Origin of the sequence: Corynebacterium afermentans subsp. afermentans (assembly GCF_030408355.1) — a bacterium.
Lineage (GTDB): Bacteria > Actinomycetota > Actinomycetes > Mycobacteriales > Mycobacteriaceae > Corynebacterium > Corynebacterium afermentans.
This window is the reverse complement of the sequence record NZ_CP046606.1, coordinates 716,409-731,136: the sequence shown is the minus strand read 5'-3', so window position 1 is coordinate 731,136 and position 14,728 is coordinate 716,409. Positions and strand designations below refer to the sequence as shown.

The following is a 14,728-nucleotide window of genomic DNA, read 5'->3' as shown; positions in this document are numbered from 1 at the left end:
CCCGCCGCGCTGCGTCCGGCACCCGCGCCCCAAAAGCGCGGATCCAGCTAGTAGGGCCCAGCTATTGACCCCCTGGGGCAGAATAGCTGGATCCTACTAGCTGGGTTTAGCGGAAATGGTGCCGCGCGGGGCTACTGCACCGGCGCCCACTCCGGGCCGGTCTCACCCAGCTCCGGGTCCAGCTTGGCAATCAGCGGCTGCGGCTTGGACAGCTCCGTGCCCGGGGTGACGTCCACGCGCTTCCACTCGGCCTGCTGCTGGGAGTAGTCGCCGGTGATGGTCAGGTAGGTCTGGCCCTTCTCCGGCAGGCCAGCGCCGACGAGGTTGAACTCCTCGTCGTCCCCGACCTCCTCGACGCGCGGCTCGGCGGCCCAGATGCCGGTGCGGCCCAAAGTCTCGTGGACCTTCTGCGCGGTGTACGGCAAGAACGGGGTGAGCATGGCATTGCAGTCGGAGACGACCTGCAGCGCGGTCCACAGCACGGTAGCCAGGCGCTCGCGCTGGGAGTCGTCCTTGGCCAGCTTCCACGGCTCCTGCTCGGCGATGTAGGCGTTGGCCTCGCCAACGACGTGCATGATCTTCGTGATCGCGGACTTGAAGTGCGCCTTGCCCAGGGCCTCGCCGGCGGTGGTGAAGGTCTCGGCCGCTAGGTCGAGGATGCGCTCGTCGGACGCCTCGAGCGGGCCGGGTGCTGGGACCTGGCCGAAGTTCTTGTGCGCCATGGACACGGTGCGGTTGACCAGGTTGCCCCAGCCGTTCGCCAGCTCGTTGTTCACGCGGCGGACAAACTCGTCCCAGGTGAAGTCCGTGTCGTTGTTCTCCGGGCCGGCCACGGCGATGAAGTAACGCAACGGGTCCGGGCCGAACTCGGCGAGGAAGTCCTTGACGTAGATGACCACGCCCTTGGACGAGGAGAACTTGGAGCCGGACATGGTGAGGAACTCGGAGGAGACGACCTCGGTGGGCAGGTTCAGCTCGCCGAGCTCGCGGACCGTGCCGCCGTTGGCGCCCTTGCCCGCGTATCCGAGCAGCTCCGCCGGCCAAATCTGGGAGTGGAAGGTGATGTTGTCCTTGCCCATGAAGTAGTAGCCCTCGGTGGCCGGGTCCTGCCAGAAGTCCTTCCACGCCTCCGGGTTGCCGGAGCGGTGCGCCCACTCAATCGATGCAGACAGGTAGCCAACGACGGCGTCGAACCAGACGTAGAGCTTCTTCGACGGGTTGTCCTGCCAGTCTTCCACCGGGATCGGGATACCCCAGTCAATGTCGCGGGTCATGGCGCGCGGGCGCATGTCCTCCAGCAGGTTCAGGGAGAACTTCAGCACGTTCGGGCGCCAGTCCTCGCGGGTGGAAAGCCACTGCTCCAGCGCGTCGTGCAGCGCGGGCAGGTCGAGCATGAAGTGCTCGGTCTCGATGAACTCCGGGGTCTCGCCGTTGATCTTGGACACCGGGTTGATCAGGTCCGCCGGGTCGAGCTGGTTGCCGCAGGTGTCGCACTGGTCGCCGCGGGCGTCGGTGGCGCCGCAGATCGGGCAGGTGCCCTCAATGTAGCGGTCCGGAAGCGTGCGGCCCGTCGACGGGGAAATCGCGCCCTGGGTGGTCTCCCGAATCATGTAGCCGTTTTCGTTCAGGCCGCGGAACAGCTCCTGCACCACCGCGTAGTGGTTGCGGGTGGTGGTGCGGGTGAACAGGTCGTAGGACAGACCCAGGCCCGCCAGGTCCTCCACAATCTGCTTGTTGTAGCGGTCCGCCAGCTCCTTGACGGTCACGCCTTCCTTATCGGCCTGCACCAAAAGCGGGGTGCCGTGCTCGTCGGTGCCGGAGACCATGAGCACGTTCTTGCCCGTCATTCGCTGGTAGCGGGCGAAGACATCGGACGGCACGCCGAAGCCGGCGACGTGGCCAATGTGGCGCGGGCCGTTGGCGTACGGCCACGCAACGCACACAAGAACGTTGTTGTTGGTCTCGGAAGAAGTCATGGCTCACAGCATAAGTTATGGCCCCGTCAAGCACTGCACTGCTTGGCGGGGCCGCAACTTTAGTTCGTCGAAAAGCGAAAGCTCCTAGCGCGAACGCGGATTGAGCATTTTCTTCACCTGCGCCTTGCGCTCTTCCAGCTGCTGCTGATCGCGGTGCATGCGACGCTCGATAGCCAGTTGACGGTTGAAGCGCTCCTGCTCCTTCTTGTCCAGGTAGATCGTGTCGTTGGACATGTCCTTGACAATCGCGAACATCAGCACGATCAGGATGATCAAGAACGGAGTTGCGGCCACGATGGTCACGGACTGCAGCGAGTTCAGCGCGTCCGAGCCACCGGAGATCAGAAGCGTCAGGCCGACGAATGCGGTGGCCAGGCCCCACATTGCGGCGAGCCACGGCTTCGCCTCGGTCTTACCGGACTGGGTCATAGACGCCATCACGGTGGACGCGGAGTCCGCCGAGGTGATGAAGAAGGTGCCCAGAAGGATCAGGGCAAACACGCCCATAACGTAGCCTCCCGGCATCGAGTGCAGCAGGTTGAACAGCTGCTCTTCGTTGGAGCCGCCGCCGACGATGGACTCGCCAGCCTGCTCCATCTTGATAGCGGTGCCGCCGAAGATGGCGAACCACACGGTGGACAGGCCAGCCGGAACCAGCATCACGCCGAGGCAGAACTCGCGCACGGTGCGGCCGCGGGAAATGCGCGCCAGGAAGGTGCCCACGAACGGGGACCAGGAAATCCACCAAGCCCAGTAGAAGATGGTCCAGCCGGAGAGGAACTCGCCGGCCTCGCCGTCCTGGCTCTCAGCGGTGCGCGCAGCCATTTCGAAGAAGTTCTGCAGGTAGTTACCAACAGCGGTCGGCAGCATGTTCAGCTGCGCCACGGTCGGGCCGAACACGAACACGAAGATCGCCAGGATTGCGGCAACGACCATGTTCGTGTTGGACAGCCACTGGATGCCCTTGGACACGCCCGACATTGCGGACAGCAAAAACGCCAGGGTGAGCACAGCCACGATGCCGATGATCAGCTTGTTGGACGGGTTCTCCACGAAACCGGAGGCTTCCAGGCCGGAGCTGATCTGCAGCGCGCCGAGGCCCAGGGAGCAGGCGGTGCCGAAGATGGTGGCGAAGACGGCGAAGGCGTCGATGAGCTTGCCCAGCCAGCCGTTGGCTGCTTTCTCGCCGATCAGCGGGATGAACGCGCTGGACAACAGCTGCTTGCGGCCGAGGCGGAACGTCGAGTACGCGATAGCCAGGCCGATGATGGCGTAGACGGCCCACGGGTGCAGCGTCCAGTGGAACATGGTCTGCGCCATCGCGGTGCCGACTTCGTGCTCGTCGTGGCCCGGCACACCGTCGAGGTACATCGCCAGCGGCTCGGCAGCGCCGTAGAACATCAGGCCGATGCCCATGCCGGCGGCGAACATCATGGCGATCCACGATGTTGTCTTAAACTCTGGGCGTTCGTCGGCGGTGCCGAGGCGGATGGTGCCGAAGTTCGACGCCGCGATGACGATGACGAAGGCGACGAAGATGGTGCCGCCGAGGACGAAGGCCCAGCCCAGGTTGTCAATGACCCAGCCGAACGCCCTGTCCGCAAAGTTGGAGAAGTTGTCGGGCGCGGCAAGGCCCCAGCCGACGATCGCCGCGACAATCACTGCCAGAGGAATGACGATGCCCCAGTTGATCGGGGCGTCATCTGCGTCGGCTTCGCTAACGACGCTTTCCTCAGGGTCTGTGTAATCGGGTTGCGCGCCGTCGCGGTCTGCGCGCAGCAGTGCGGCGATCTCGCCAACTGCGGAAGATTTTGCAGTCTTGATGGGATCCGTACTCCGCGGCTCCACATCAGGATCGTGGGGATCCCTTTGGAGATCACGCTGAGACATATAGTTCTCCTCGCAAATTTTCAGGGGTTTTCAAGAACCCAAGCAGGCTAGCGCAGATCACACCATTGTGCTAGCTCGCGCGCAGGGAACTATTGCTTATCGACGTCAGCTTCGCGCATCCAACGCGGCAGCATAGAGGTCTCTGACCTTCACTCCGTACTGCTTCGCCACCTGTTTCGCCGCATCTTTCATGCGCTGGCCTCCGTCGACCAGCTCCAAAACCAGATCGACTAAGTCCTCGGGCTCGGCCTGCTGCCCGGTGCCACCTTCGATCACCAGCGTGATCTCCCCGCGCACCCCGTCGGCAGCCCACTCGGCAAGCTCCCCCAGCGTGCCGCGCTTGACCTCCTCGTACGTCTTGGTCAGCTCGCGGCACACCGCGGCGCGGCGTTCGGGGCCGAGAACGTCCGCGGCGTCGATAAGCAACTGCTCAATGCGGTGCGGCGACTCGAAGCAGCACACGGCGCGGCGCTCGTGCACGAGTGTTTCCAACCACGCGCGGCGCGCGCCGGTCTTCCGGGGCGCGAAGCCGTCGAAGATGAAGTGGCCCACGTTAAGCCCCGACAACGCCAGGGCCGTGGTGACCGCGGAGGGGCCCGGGATGCAAGTGACGGGGATGCCGGCGTCGTGGGCGGCGGCGACGATGGAGTGGCCGGGGTCGGACACCAGCGGCATGCCAGCGTCGGTGACAACGACGACGGTGCCGGCGCGTGCGGCGTCGAGAAGCTCCCGCACCCTCGATTCTTCGTTGTGGTCGAAGTTGGACACCACCCGCCCAGCGACTTCCACGCCGAGCGCCGCGGCGAGCGCGCGCGTGCGGCGTGTGTCTTCTGCGGCGATCACGTCCGCGGCCGCGAGCGCTTGCGCCAGCCGTGGCGACGCATCTGCCGCGTTACCAAGCGGGGTGGCCGCGAGCACAACTCCGGCCGGGAGGTTCTGTGTCAGGTTGTCTTGCTCGGCGGACATACCACGGGAGCTTACGCCCAAGGCGCTAATATCTTGCGTCGTGACCACTACCACGAGCACCCCGAACCCCGCCGGACCGCCGTCTGACGCCGACGAGGCGGCACCAGATACCACGCGTTCCCTGCGGCCCGCCCAGCCTGCCCCCGAGGCACCCGTGACTGTGCCGTGGACTCGCCGCGACACTATCGCCGCCTCCGTCATCGGCGTGCTGGCGCTGCTCACCCGCTTTATCGGGCTAGTGCAACCGACCAGCTCCGGCACCCCCGTCTTCGACGAGAAGCACTACGCACCGCAGGCATGGGACATGGTGGAAAGCTGGTTCAACCCGGTCTTGGGCGGCATCGAGTCCAACCCCGGCTACGGGCTGGTTGTGCACCCCCCGCTGGGCAAGCAGCTGCTCGCGCTGGGCGAGCTCCTCTTCGGCTACTCCCCACTCGGCTGGCGCCTCATGACCGGCCTGTTCGGCACTGCTGTGATCGTGTTCGTGTTCCTGCTCGCGCGGCGCCTGAGCCAGTCCACCAACATTGCGATCATCGCGGGCATCATCGCGCTTTTCGACGGCGTCCTGCTGGTCTCCGCCAAATTCGGCATGCTCGACGTCTTCCAGGTGCTGTTCGTGGTGATGGCGGCGTGGACCCTGGCCGGCGACATGCGCGAGGTGCACCACCGCTGGCACGACGCGTGGCTGGCCGGCAAGCTCGAGGACGCGGGCCCGTTCGGCCCGCGCATGGGCTTTCGCTGGTGGCGCTTCGCCACCGGCGTGCTGCTCGGTCTGACACTCTCAGTGAAGTGGTCCGGCCTGTACTACATCATGTTCTTCGGCCTGCTGTCGTCGTTCTGGGACCTGTTCCTGCGCCGCCGCTACGGCGTGGAGAAGCCGATCTCGGGCACCCTGCTTCGCGACGTCCCGTCGGCCCTCGCCTCCATCGTGCTCATCCCCGCCGTGTTGTACCTGTGGTCCTGGCGCGCCTGGTTCGCCTCTGAGACCTCCGTGTACCGCCACTCGCTTACAGACGGCACCATCGCCGGCTCCGACTGGCCCTGGCTGGCTAACCTGCCCGAGCCGATCGCCGGCTGGTTCTACTACCACTTCTCGGTGCTGAACTTTCACGCCTCGCTGACGTCGTCCTCCGGCCACTCCCACCCCTGGGATTCCAAGCCGTGGGCCTGGCTGGTTTCGGCGCGCCCGATCCTCTACTACTCCGCCACCGACCTCGAGTGCTCCATTGCGCCCGGCGACGGCAAGTGCCGCGAGATGATCTACATGTTCGGCACCCCCGCCATCTGGTGGCTGACCGTGCCGGTGCTGCTGTGGGCGTGCTGGGTCTGGCTGACCCGCAAGGACTTCCGCGTCATCGTGCCGGTGATCGCGTTCGCCGCCGGCTTCCTGCCATGGCTGGCCGCCTTCGACCGCCAGATGTACTTCTTCTACGCCGCCGCCCTGGTGCCGTTTACCGCTGTGCTGCTGGCCTTGGCGTTGGGCAACCTGGCCAAGAAGGGCCGGCCCGTGACGTGGTCCTGGGTGAACAAGGTCGCAGGCTTTGAGATGCGCTGGGGCCAGCTCGCCGCCGCGGTCTACATCGCTCTGGTGGTGGCCAGCTTCATCTACTGGTCGCCCATCCTCTACGGCTTTAAGATCCCGGACGCCTGGTACGAATCCATCATGTGGCTGCCCAGCTGGAAGTAGCTAGTACGGCCGGGCGTCGAGCATCTGCCACGCCCGGCGCCACGCTCCACCCCGGTCGGCCACCCAGGTCCACACCAGGGCCACCAAGCTCAGCAGCGGGATGAGCACCCCGGCGAGCTCGAACGCGCCGGTACCCAGCACGAAATCGCGCACCGCGAACCCGACGGTGAAGGTGAACATCGTGCCCACAATGAGCACCACGCCCGGGATCTGCTGCGGGCGCCAGGCAGTAAAGCCCAGCGCCAGCGCCACGCCGAAGCGAACGGACGCGGCGGACGCCACGACCGGCTCCTCTCCGCCGGAGAGGATCAGGCGCACGGCCCACAACACCCACACCACGGCCATAACGCCGAGCAGCAGGCGCCCCACGCCCATGCCGAGTTCGCGGCGGCGGGCGAAGCGGCGCCACTCGTTGTCCACGCCCGCGAGGATCGCGGCAGACAGGTCCTGCGGCGGAGCCATTGCACTGTCCCCACCGAGTGACTGGGACAGGGCCAGGCTACGGTCCAAAAACGCCCGGCACTCCGCGCAACCGGACACGTGGGCGTCGACGATGGCGTCGTCGAGTTCAGCCTTCTCGCCGTCGATTCGCGCGGACAGCGCCGCCTGGACCTCCTCGTGGCTAACCACGCGTGAGCACCCCGTCCAGGCTGGCACGGCCGGTGCCGAAGACGGTGATGATAAACAGCGCGGCGGCGAGCACGAGCACGTACTCCACTCCCCCGGCCTCGATGAAAAAGCCGTTGCCCAGGTGCACGAAGTACCCGGCGGCTAAAACGATAAGGGCGAGGAGCGACGCGGTGATCGTGGTTAAGAGCCCCACTGCCAAAAACGCGCCGCCGATGAGCTCGACGGTGCCGGTGAGGTAGGCAGACAGCTGTGGTTGCGGCACCCCGAGCGCCGCGAACTGGCGGCCGGTTTCGGCCATGCCCATCTCGAACCAGTGGTTGTAGCCGTGCGCCACAAACACCGCGCCCAGCACGAGCCGGAGTACAAGCAGCGCAAAGTCGCGGACGGCGGGCCTATTCATGCCGATTAGCGTACCCGTGGAACCAAACGGGGTAGAACTGAGTCCAATACGTATGACTGATTTTCGCACCACACCAGAGACCGATCCCGAATCCGGCTGGCCCGTCATCGGCGACGACGGGCGAGCCCGCCCGCCGTGGGCCGCCGCCGACCCGCTTTTGCGCGAGTACTACGACACCGAATGGGGCATGCCCGTCACCGACGAGCAAGGCATGTTCGAGCGCGTCTGCCTCGAGGGCTTCCAGGTGGGGTTGTCGTGGCGTCTGATCCTGCAAAAGCGCGAGGCGCTGCGCGCGGCGTTCCGCGGTTTTAACCCGGAGGAGGTCGCGGGGATGAGCATCGAGCATTTGCTTGACGACGCTTCCTTGATCCGCAACCGGCGCAAACTCGAAGCAGCAGTGAAAAACGCCCAGGCAACGCTTGACCTGCGGGAACAGGGCACGCACCTGGGCGAGTTCGTGTGGTCCTACCAGCCGGAGCACACCCCAGTGCCGCGTACCATGGCGGAGGTGCCGACTCGCTCGGCCGAGTCCGAGCAACTGGCGAAGGACTTGAAGAAGCGCGGCTTCACCTTCGTGGGGCCGGTGACCATGTACGCGCTGATGGAATCCACCGGCATCGTCGACACCAACCTGGTGGGCACCTGGCGCCGCGGTGCGTCCGGAGTGTGGGCTTAAGCGGCGTCTAGGCGGCGTTTAATCGTCATCCATGTCCGCGAAGGCGTCCTCGACAGAGTCGTGCTCCTCGCGGGATGCCTCCCAGACTTCCTTGGCGGCGGAGAGATTGATCGCGGCGATGATAGCGCCGACGACGATGTCGAACCAGGCGGTCTCCCACACGAAGGTGAGCAGTCCGGCGGCGATGATGAGCAGGTTGGCCAGCGCGTCGTTGCGCGCAGCCAGCCAGGCGCCGGTGGCAAGCGAGGAACCTTCGCCGCGCAGCTGCATCAGCAGGATCGCGCAGATCACGTTGACTACCAGGGCACCGACCGCGATGCCGGTCAGGCCCTCCGGCGACGGTGCGACCGGGTTCATGATCTTGGTGACGACGGTGACAATCGCAGCCACCGCCGGGATGAGGATCAGCGCTGCGAGCACGCTACCCGCGGTGCGACGGCGCGCGGCCGGCCACGCCACGGCGAAGAACACCAGCAGGTTGATCGCGGTGTCCTCGAGAAAGTCGGCGGAGTCCGCGAACAGGGACGCCGACCCAATGGCCACCGCACCGGCAAACTCCACGAAGAAGTAGGCCAGGTTCAACAGCGCCACAATCAGCACCGCGCGACGGATCTTCTGCGCGCCCAACGAATCTTCCACTTCAGCTGCTCCTTTATGCCTGAGTTTCAACGGGAGGCAGCTTTGCCGATCGGCAAAACGTAACGGGACCCGGCCGTATTCGACCGGGTCCCGCAATCAAGTGGAGCTAAGGGGGCTCCACGACGATAACCATTAACCCGCCGGTAGACGCACTATTTACAACCATTGAGCCCGCATCTGTTGCGTAACTGTTGCTTATCGCACCGAAAACCGACCCGAGGAGCACCCCATGCTTTCCCCAAAAACCACTACCAGCCCGGCGCGGCGGGCACCCGAGGAGCGCACCCCACTGCGCCACATCATCCACCACGAGGAGGCAGACGGCACCATCCACTACCTCTGCGGCATCCGGCGCGCACCAGACGCGGCAGTCAAGGGCACACACCCCGATAAGATGGTGCTGTTGCAACCACCCACTGTCTTGACTACCAAGGCCGTTGCCCGCAATGGATTATCAATTCACCGCAGATTAAATAGCAAATGTACAAAACGATGCCTCAATCGTGGGCCACGGAGCTCGCTGGGAAAGACATTTCCGGGAAAGATATGTCCAACTATGACCTGACGGATATCAATCTCGAAGGAAGCATATGCAAAGGATGCTCGTTTCGCGGCTCCATGGTGGCATGGGCTAACTTGAAATCGGCAGATTTCACCGACGCAGATTTTACGAACGCAATTCTTAGCGAGTCAGACCTTCGTGGAGCGACATTAACGCGCGCGAATTTTACGAACGCATATCTGGTACCTGTTACCGCCAGTCCAAGGCAATTCTCTGAATGTACAGGTTTGGATGCAAGTAATGCGATACTTTATAGCCCCTGATTGCGCCTACATGAATTCCGTTCAAGCCCTACGGTGTATCGGGCGTTGAAAAACGCATAGCTACCGCGATGGGGCGGGTGAATATACGCCCCACAGTACATGCCGTATGTTTAGGCATATGGCACGGCATACGCTTTAGCGTGCTATTGCAAAGTTGGGGCAGTAGAAAGACCGGCGTGAAATAATCACGGCCATGGGCATCTTCTCCGGTCGGCATTTCCCCCGTGAAATCATCCTGTGGGCGGTGCGGTGGTACTGCCGCTACGGCGTGAGCTACCGCGATCCCGAAGAGATGATGGCCGAGCGGGGTGTGCCAGTCGATCACACCACGATCTACCGCTGGGTGCAGAAATACGCCCCTGAGTTGGATAAGCACACTCGGTGGTACCGGCAGGTACCCGACTGGCAGGCCCGGTCCTGGCGGGTGGATGAGACCTATATTCGGGTCGGCGGCACGTGGTGCTATCTCTACCGGGCTATTACCGCCGGTGGGCAGACCCTGGACTTTTATCTCTCTCCGAAGCGCAATGTCGCGGCGGCCAAGCGTTTCCTGGCCAAGACGCTGCGATCGAATACGACAGCCGGTTCCCCGCGGGTAATTAATACAGATAAGGCACCCTCCCTGGCCAAGGCGATCTCCGAGCTGAAGGCGGAGGGAATCTGCCCTCAGACGGTGGAGCACCGTCAGGTGAAATACCTGAACAACGTTCTCGAGGGAGATCATGGCCGGTTGAAACGAATCCTGGGACCGGAGGGGGCGTTCAAAAATCGGACGTCTGCCCACCGGACGTTGAAAGGGATGGAAGCGATGCATTCATTGTGGAAAGGTCAGGGCACGATGTTTGCTTATGGGCACCCCAATCCGGACGCGGTGATCGTCAACCGGGCCTTCGAGACGGCCTGAGAACGCCGGCACGCAGCGGCCATCAGGAAATGAGAAACTGGGTCGTCTCGGCTCCCCGCCCAACTTTGCAACAGCACCAGGAATAGTGCACCTACCAGGGTAGATACAACAAAACCCCTGGCCAAACATGACCAGGGATTTTATCGAACTGTGGAGCTAAGGGTGTCTGAAGTCACGACATATTTGACGGGGTGTGCCTGCGGAAGACGTTGTGATCCTTGACAGGTCAGTCGCGTCATTGTTGACACTTAGGGTTACCTCAGTCGTGTCGGTGATGTTTGACTGGTGAGTCGGGACATGTTTGACACTATGAACAATCCTAACCGCAACATCGCCATCGTCAGAGCCGTCAGAGATCAAGGCGGCACACCCACCAGCGTCGCCAAACGCTTCGGCATCTCACGGCAACGCGTCCACCAGATCCTCAACGCCTACGACGCAGGCGGCGCCGAAGCAATCGCACCGAAATCACGCGCCCCTCACACCCACCCGCACGCCGTGCCGGAAGCACTACGCAACGACATCATCACCGCCCGCGACTACCAAAAGGCCTACTGGAAACACGGCGACCCACCACTGCCCCCCCGAATGAACAAAACCGGCACCCCAGAACAAAAACAACTGGGATGCCGGTCCGTCCAGCATGTCGCGACTCATGCGTCAAGCATGACGCGACTCATGACAACTGTGGAGCTAAGGGGAATCGAACCCCTGACCTTCGCATTGCGAACGCGACGCTCTACCAACTGAGCTATAGCCCCTTGGGCACCTCGTTACGTTACTCCTCCCCCACGCGCCGGTTAAATCGCCAGCGCAGTGGAGGTTCTCACGGTTTTTAGGAGGCGCGGGTACCGTAGCCGCCGAGGTCTTCGTAGTCGTCGTAGCCGGGGTCGTTTTCCGGCGCGTAGCGGGCGGACGGCAGGGTGTCGAAGTCGGGGCTTTCGTCGTCCAGGTCCAGCACGACGGAGCCGGCGCGCAGGCGTGCGTCACGTGGGTGCTCGGTGTGGTTGCTCATGGCCACACCCATGCGGGCGCGGCGCAGCTGGCGCAGGCGGCGGGCGTGCAGCGCGCGCTCCTGCAACACGACGCGGCGCAGCGCGACCATGAACCATGCGGTCATCCCCACTGCCACGGCGGGCAGCACCCAGGTCCAGCCGCCTGCGACAAACGCGATGACGAAGGTGACCACGCACGCGGCGATCAGCGCCAGCAGGGTGCGCTGGCGGCGCTGGAAGCGGGTGGCGGTGTTCTTCTTTTCGCGCTCCGGGTCGAATCCGCCGCGGCCGCGGCGCGCAGCGGCGAAGGCGAGGTCCTCGTCGCCCGCTTCGGCCGCCTCCGCGGTGTCGACCTCGTTGTCGAGATCTTCCGGTGCTTCCTCAACGCCCGCTTCCGGGGCGCTCTGCTTCTCGACGCCTCCGGTCTCCCCCGCATAGCCAAAGTCCTCGGGTGCAGTGTAGGACTCGTCCAGTTCGTAGCGGTCGGCCTCTGCTTCAGCCACAGCGTCCTCAGCATCGTCCTCCGCAGCATCCTCCGCGGCGAGGATCTTTACAGAGGTGGAGCCGCCGCCGGTCTCGCTGGCGACGACCTTGGTTGAGCCGCCCTCGGCCGTTTCATCTTCGGCCGTTTCATCTTCAGCCGTTTCAGCTTCGACCGGCTCAGCCTCGTCGTCGACGTGCTCGATCACTTCGCCGTCGATGTGGTCGGCCTGATCCTCGGCGCCGGGGCGGCGGAAGAGGGTGCGCAGGGCGGGAGCGTCGTCGATAAGCACTTGCTCCTCGGCATCTGTTGCCTCGACAACCTCATAGTCGGTGTCCTCGCTGTGGCGGTGGATGTCGGCGGCGGTGAGCTTCGGGCGGCGGCGCTCAGCCATCGGCGCGGTGCCGCCCTCATGCAGCACGCGCGTTTCGTCGTAGCCGTCGCCGGAGCGGCGGATCGGCTTGTTGTTGCCGATCATCAACGGCGCGAGGACGATGATCCACACGACCAGGATCAAGATGATCATTAAGCTCGGGCTGCCCATGGGCGATGCCACCTTTCCGCGTCAGTTGCACCCTTAAAGTCAGGAGTCCACGGTATCGGCACTTGCGCAGGCGAACGGGTCGGCGCGCCGGTGGAGCGCAGGTGTTTTTCGCCCTTAGCGCACCCGGCCAGCCTCGCGCAGGCGCTGCACGGCTGTGGTGGGGAAATCGTCGGCGTTCAACGCCACGAAGTGGTGGTCGCGCCACTGCCCGTCGATGTGCAGGTTGCGTCGCAGGTAGCCCTCCTCGCGGAAGCCGTTGAGCTTGAGCACTTGGCCGGACGCGGGGTTGTGCGGCAGGTAGGTGGCGGTCACGCGGTGCAGCCCGACGCGGGAAAACGCGTGGTCCACGCCCAACGCGCAGGCGACAGTGGCCACCCCGCGGCCCATAAACGGCGAGTGCACCCAGTAGCCCACCCAGCATTCGGAGACAATGCCGTGCTGGATGTTGCCCAGGGTGACCTGTCCGGCAAAGTCGCCGTCCACCTCGATGACCAGCGGCACCGCCGTGCCCTGGTTGGCCAGCCGCTTCAGGTTTAGCCAGGTGTTGCGCCACGCCGCGTGCGAGTGCGCGTCCTCCCAGGTGCCGTCTACGGTTGGCTCGACTGGTTCGAGCCATTGCTTATCGACGTTTCTCGTGCCCGCCCAATCCTCCCCATCGCGAGAGGTCAGGGGACGGAGGCGGACGGATCTGCCGTCGGGAAGCGTGGCCGTCGGCGTGGACTCAGGCCAGCCCGGGGTGGGCTGGCGAAACATCGCGAACACGGGGTGGCGCCTAGCTGCGCTGCCGGAGGTACTCGACGTCCACGATGTCGCCGGGGCGCACATGCACGGCATCTTCCGGCAGGCAGATCATGGCATTGGCCTCCGCAAAACCGGCCAACAGGTGCGCGGGCCCGGCCTCCAGAGCAGACAGCGGTTCGACCAAGTAGTCTCCGGTGTCGGCATCGCGCATGAGGCGGGCGCGGATGTAGCCTCGGCGGCCCGGAATCGAACTGAGCTCGCGCAAGGAGCGGGCTTCGACGGTGCGGCGCGTCACCGCGGTCTTGCCCAGGGAGCGGCGGATGGCGGGGCGGATGAACGTTTCCGCGATCACCAGCGCGCTCACCGGGTTGGACGGCAGAAGGAACGCCGGGATGCGCTCCTCACCCATCAGGCCGAGGCCCTGCACGGAACCGGGGTGCATGGCCACGCGTGTAGTGTCGATCTGCCCGAGCTCACGCAAAATCTCCTGGATCGGCGCCGCGCCGGAGCCTCCGACGGCGCCGGTGATGATGACGAACTCGCTTTTCGCGATGTGGCCGGCCACCGTCTCGCGCATGCGGCGCGGCTCGGCGTTAATAATGCCGACGCGGTGCACGTCCGCGCCCGCCTCCTTGGCGGCAGCGGCCACGACGTAGGAGGCGATGTCGAAGATTTGCCCCAGGCCCGGGCGGCGATCCAAGTCCACCAGCTCCAGGCCGTAGCTCATCACCGTTACGCGCGGGCGCGGGTACACCAGGAGCTTGTCGCGGCCCGCGGCGGCGGCGAGGCCGATCTGGGCGGGGCCGAGCACCGCGCCCTGTCGCACAGCAATGTCGCCGGGCTGAATGTCGTCGCCGGGCCGACGCACGAAATCACCAGTTCGCACTGGGCGCTGCGGGGTAACGCGCTTGCGGCCCCGGTCCGTCCACTCCAGCGGCAGCACCGCGTCTGCGAGCGTGGGCAGCGGGGCGCCGGTAGCGACGCGCACCGCTTGGCGCGGCTGTAGGCGCAGCGGTTTCTGGGAGCCGGCGGGCACCTCGCCTACCACCGGAAGGGCGCGTTCGCGATTCGGCTGTGGGGCGGCGGGGGCTTCCTCGCCGTTACCGTCCTGGTCGTTTTCGTTGTGGTCGTTTTCGTTGCGGTCGCGGCGCTCGGGCCTGCGCAGCCCGGCGGTGCCGCCCACGTCTACCGCGCGCACGGCGAAGCCGTCCACAGCCGCCTGAGGGAACCCGGGAACCTGCGTGGTGGAGGTGACCTCTTCGGCGCACATCAGGCCGAGCGCGTCCGTCAGCGCCACCCGGATCGGCTCGGGGGCGGTCGCCGCGTCCACTACAGCCGCAAGCTGGTCCTCTACGCTGCGCATGGCCCGTGCCC

The 14,728-nt window shown here is 64.9% G+C and carries 13 protein-coding genes, 1 tRNA gene and 1 pseudogene; 5 read left to right on the top strand and 10 right to left on the bottom strand.

The features are described 5' to 3' along the window. Positions 1-131: 131 nt before the first annotated feature. The 3 genes from metG to rsmI form a co-directional block, all read right to left on the bottom strand. Positions 132-1,976 carry a methionine--tRNA ligase gene (metG, locus tag CAFEA_RS03445; protein ID WP_063938285.1) on the bottom strand — a complete coding sequence of 615 codons (1,845 nt, stop codon included), beginning with the start codon at positions 1,974-1,976 and terminating at the stop codon, positions 132-134. 84 nt (positions 1,977-2,060) lie between these two features. Next, positions 2,061-3,866, bottom strand: a complete 1,806-nt coding sequence (locus CAFEA_RS03440; RefSeq protein ID WP_034999505.1) for a BCCT family transporter — start codon at positions 3,864-3,866, stop codon at positions 2,061-2,063. A gap of 105 nt (positions 3,867-3,971) precedes the next feature. After that, complete coding sequence (gene rsmI / locus CAFEA_RS03435) at positions 3,972-4,832, bottom strand: 16S rRNA (cytidine(1402)-2'-O)-methyltransferase (RefSeq protein ID WP_063938283.1); 861 nt, start codon at positions 4,830-4,832, stop codon at positions 3,972-3,974. Between the two features lie 40 nt (positions 4,833-4,872). Here rsmI and pmt point away from each other — a divergent pair, with 40 nt between their 5' ends. Next, complete coding sequence (gene pmt, locus CAFEA_RS03430; protein ID WP_063938281.1) at positions 4,873-6,519, top strand: protein O-mannosyltransferase; 1,647 nt, start codon at positions 4,873-4,875, stop codon at positions 6,517-6,519. Here the strand turns inward: pmt and CAFEA_RS03425 are convergent, their stop codons facing one another. Together CAFEA_RS03425 and CAFEA_RS03420 are read right to left on the bottom strand one after the other, a co-directional pair. Next, on the bottom strand, positions 6,520-7,149 hold the full coding sequence (locus tag CAFEA_RS03425; RefSeq protein ID WP_063938279.1) for a zf-HC2 domain-containing protein: 630 nt from the start codon (positions 7,147-7,149) through the stop codon (positions 6,520-6,522). It lies immediately after the preceding gene. Beyond that, positions 7,142-7,549, bottom strand: coding sequence for a DoxX family protein (locus tag CAFEA_RS03420; RefSeq protein WP_063938277.1), 408 nt, complete (start codon positions 7,547-7,549; stop codon positions 7,142-7,144). The genes CAFEA_RS03425 and CAFEA_RS03420 overlap by 8 nt, the downstream gene beginning before the upstream one ends. A gap of 52 nt (positions 7,550-7,601) precedes the next feature. Between CAFEA_RS03420 and CAFEA_RS03415 the strand changes: the two genes are divergently transcribed. Next, complete coding sequence (locus CAFEA_RS03415; protein WP_063938275.1) at positions 7,602-8,225, top strand: DNA-3-methyladenine glycosylase I; 624 nt, start codon at positions 7,602-7,604, stop codon at positions 8,223-8,225. An 18-nt stretch (positions 8,226-8,243) separates the two neighbouring features. Here CAFEA_RS03415 and CAFEA_RS03410 read toward each other — a convergent pair whose 3' ends face one another. Continuing rightward, positions 8,244-8,864: a cation efflux transmembrane domain-containing protein gene (locus CAFEA_RS03410; protein ID WP_253704995.1), complete on the bottom strand. Its 621-nt coding sequence runs from the start codon at positions 8,862-8,864 to the stop codon at positions 8,244-8,246. A 480-nt stretch (positions 8,865-9,344) separates the two neighbouring features. On the opposite strand from CAFEA_RS03410, the gene CAFEA_RS11280 reads away from it, so the two are divergent. The 3 genes and pseudogenes from CAFEA_RS11280 to CAFEA_RS03400 form a co-directional block, all read left to right on the top strand. After that, positions 9,345-9,689: a pentapeptide repeat-containing protein gene (locus CAFEA_RS11280; protein ID WP_049358518.1), complete on the top strand. Its 345-nt coding sequence runs from the start codon at positions 9,345-9,347 to the stop codon at positions 9,687-9,689. 193 nt (positions 9,690-9,882) lie between these two features. Continuing rightward, entirely contained in the window at positions 9,883-10,593 is a 711-nt protein-coding gene (locus CAFEA_RS03405) for an IS6 family transposase (protein WP_063938273.1), read from the top strand. Positions 10,594-10,902: 309 nt separating this feature from the next. Beyond that, a pseudogene (locus tag CAFEA_RS03400) lies at positions 10,903-11,130 on the top strand (helix-turn-helix domain-containing protein); the annotation flags it as partial. A 151-nt stretch (positions 11,131-11,281) separates the two neighbouring features. On the opposite strand, the gene CAFEA_RS03395 reads toward CAFEA_RS03400, so the two are convergent. From CAFEA_RS03395 to glp, 4 genes are all read right to left on the bottom strand, one after another. Continuing rightward, positions 11,282-11,354, bottom strand: a tRNA-Ala gene (locus tag CAFEA_RS03395). 74 nt (positions 11,355-11,428) lie between these two features. After that, a complete protein-coding gene (gene sepX / locus CAFEA_RS03390; protein WP_143313278.1) occupies positions 11,429-12,613 on the bottom strand; it encodes a divisome protein SepX/GlpR in 1,185 nt (394 codons plus the stop codon). 114 nt (positions 12,614-12,727) lie between these two features. Beyond that, positions 12,728-13,366 (bottom strand): GNAT family N-acetyltransferase, encoded by a 639-nt coding sequence (locus CAFEA_RS03385; protein WP_063938446.1) that lies wholly within the window; start codon positions 13,364-13,366, stop codon positions 12,728-12,730. A gap of 19 nt (positions 13,367-13,385) precedes the next feature. After that, a complete protein-coding gene (glp, locus tag CAFEA_RS03380) occupies positions 13,386-14,717 on the bottom strand; it encodes a molybdotransferase-like divisome protein Glp (protein WP_063938269.1) in 1,332 nt (443 codons plus the stop codon). Positions 14,718-14,728 lie beyond the last annotated feature (11 nt).